Annotated in this window: 2 protein-coding genes and 1 pseudogene; 2 read left to right on the top strand and 1 reads right to left on the bottom strand. The window is 39.3% G+C overall.

Features of this window, described 5'->3' with window-relative positions; all coding sequences use genetic code 11:
* Positions 1 to 509: pseudogene (locus DB41_RS12255) on the top strand (transposase family protein); the annotation flags it as partial.
* 321 nt (positions 510 to 830) lie between these two features.
* On the opposite strand, the gene DB41_RS05130 reads toward DB41_RS12255, so the two are convergent.
* Positions 831 to 1,037 carry a DUF4277 domain-containing protein gene (locus DB41_RS05130; protein WP_052243923.1) on the bottom strand — a complete coding sequence of 69 codons (207 nt, stop codon included), beginning with the start codon at positions 1,035 to 1,037 and terminating at the stop codon, positions 831 to 833.
* Between the two features lie 112 nt (positions 1,038 to 1,149).
* On the opposite strand from DB41_RS05130, the gene DB41_RS05135 reads away from it, so the two are divergent.
* Positions 1,150 to 2,453, top strand: a 1,304-nt coding sequence (locus tag DB41_RS05135) for a transposase (protein WP_039385063.1), incomplete at its 3' end; no start/stop codon positions are given.

The following is a 2,453-nucleotide window of genomic DNA, read 5'->3' on the forward strand; positions in this document are numbered from 1 at the left end:
GAGTTTTGAAAAGCGATACAGAATATGAGGTTATTTTGGTTGATGCTACAGAAACGCCTGTTGAGCGCCCTAAAAAAAGCAAAAACGCTATTATTCAGGGAAAAAGAAAAAACACACTCTAAACACCCAACTTGTAGCCGATAAGAAAAGTAAAAAAGTAATTTGCATCTCCTATTGCAATGGCAAAAAGCATGATTTTAGGCTATTCAAAGAATCCCAAGTTAAAATCAATCCAAAAATAAAATTATTAACGGATTCAGGTTATCAAGGATTAAAAAAGCTACATATTCAAACCTCGATGCTCAAGAAAAAAAGTAAGAAGAATCCTTTAACTAAAGAGGAAAAAAACAAACCAAAGTTTATCAAGAGAAAGAGCTACCAATGAAAATGTCATTGGCCTTCTTAAGCGATTTAAAATTATAGCAGATCGCTACAGGAATAGGCGTAAAAGAGTTGTACTTCGCTTCAACTTAATTGCAGCAATCTATAACTGGGAATTAAATATGTGAGTTTCGAAAGAGGCCTAATATCTAAAGAAGCAAGTTGCGATTATCATTTGATTGAAGAATAGAGTAGAGAACGTTTTGAAAAGAGAAAAGTTCGGGGTATCCAGGAATTAGATTGCCTGCCCCAGAAAAAAGAAGAAGATAAGAGCAAAGTCCGTAAAGACCACGGTCCCGAAAATCTATCTGTTTTGAAAAGATGAACAATGAATTTATTAAAAGTTGATACAAAAAACAAAATCAGGAATTAAGGGTAAGAGAGCAAAAGCCGGATGGGATCGAGACTACATGATGAAAATGCTAAACGGTAAATAAAATCTTCATGCATTACCCTGAGATAGCTGGCGTACTTAATAAATGATCGATGGGCTTGTCTTCAAAGTATTCAGAATACATGTAAAGCCTCCGATTTGCAAATCGCAATCCCTTTAAGATTATACATTTAACAGCTTGCCCATAGGTTAGATGCTTATTCGTCGCCTGGCCACCTACCGCCTGATCAATAAGGTCAACTAACCCTATCTCTTCACACATTTTAAGCTACCAATCCCAAATGACGGTAAGCGGTCATGGGGGTTATCAATTACTTGGTGATAAATAAAATAATTTCTAGAGTTTATATTTACTTAATCATATATTGAGTAGTATGCAACCCTCATACGAGCAACTATTTAAAGAGAATGCAGAGCTAAGGGCTGAGATTATCCAGCTAAGAGCTGAAAATGCGCAGCCAAAAGCCTTAGTGAATAGACTAGAAAAGATAATCACCAAGCTTGAAGCACGCATTGCCCAGCTGGAGGCACAGCTTAATCAAAATTCTAAGAACAGTTCCAAGCCACCATCGACGGATCAGAAAACTAATCGTTCATCATCACCTAAAGCAGAAAATCGACCCTATCATCCTGGTGCCAGCCGACAACTACTACCTGCTAGTGTAGTTACCTCGCATGAAGTTCGTAATGTAGAAGTTTGCCCCCACTGTCACTCAGCTATGCAGGCGACTGATAAGGTTCTTTCATGGCAGCAGATCGAACTTCCTGAAATTAAGCCTTTGGTGCATCAAATAGATTTAGTAACGAGCAGATGCCCTTGCTGCCATCTAGAAACACGGCCTGAACTTAAAGAAAAGGAGCAATTCTTGCTTGGTCCTAGGCTGGAAGGCTTCATTAACCTGCTGATGGGACAATATCGTCAAGGGCACCGGGCCGTGCGCACCATGATTAGTGCTTTATTGCCTAACGTGGCTTTAAGCCAAGGTCTCATTTCTAAAGTTAAAGCTCGCACCGCTGCCTTACTTGTTTCGTCTTATGAAACACTCGTTAAAGCAGCTATTACTACACAGCAGCCTTTGCATCTAGATGCAACGAGCTGGCGTCATGCCGCTACTAACGAACACTTGCTAGTACTACGTGTAGGAAATGTGATTGCTTATGCATTAAGACCCTATCAAAATGGCGCTACTCTAAAGGCGCTAGTCGGTCAGCAGATTCATTGCTTAGTAAGTGATCGAGGTCTAGCTATTCATCAAATTAAGGTAAAGATCAAACAGTATTGTTTAGCTCATCTAATCCGTAACATACAAGGACAAGCAGAACAGCCCAATATATCCTTGGAGGATACCCAGCGTTTAGGAAACCTATATAATACCTTGCAAGAGCTTTTTAAAGATAAGCATCGTCTAGAAAAAGGACAAATTAGCCAATCTACTTGGCAGCAGTATGGGTATCTTAACTGGCGTTATATACAAGAAGAATTGCAAGAACTGGGGTGCTGGAGTAGCACCAAGAAATTGCGGAAGTTTTGCCACAAGCTTTTAAAGCAGATCAAACATTTCCGTGCTTACTTAACAGATCCTGCTATTCCTATGACCAATAATGCTGCCGAAGAATCTTTAAGAAATCTAGTCATTGTACGTAAGTTATGTCTAGGTAGCCAATCTATCTATGGCAA

The organism is Neochlamydia sp. TUME1 (assembly GCF_000813645.1).
Taxonomy (GTDB): domain Bacteria; phylum Chlamydiota; class Chlamydiia; order Chlamydiales; family Parachlamydiaceae; genus Neochlamydia.

What these genes read in the sequence shown, in the direction of transcription:
- DB41_RS05130 (WP_052243923.1), bottom strand. Translation starts at nt 1,037, where the DNA reads ATGTGTGAAGAGATAGGGTTAGTTGACCTTATTGATCAGGCGGTAGGT.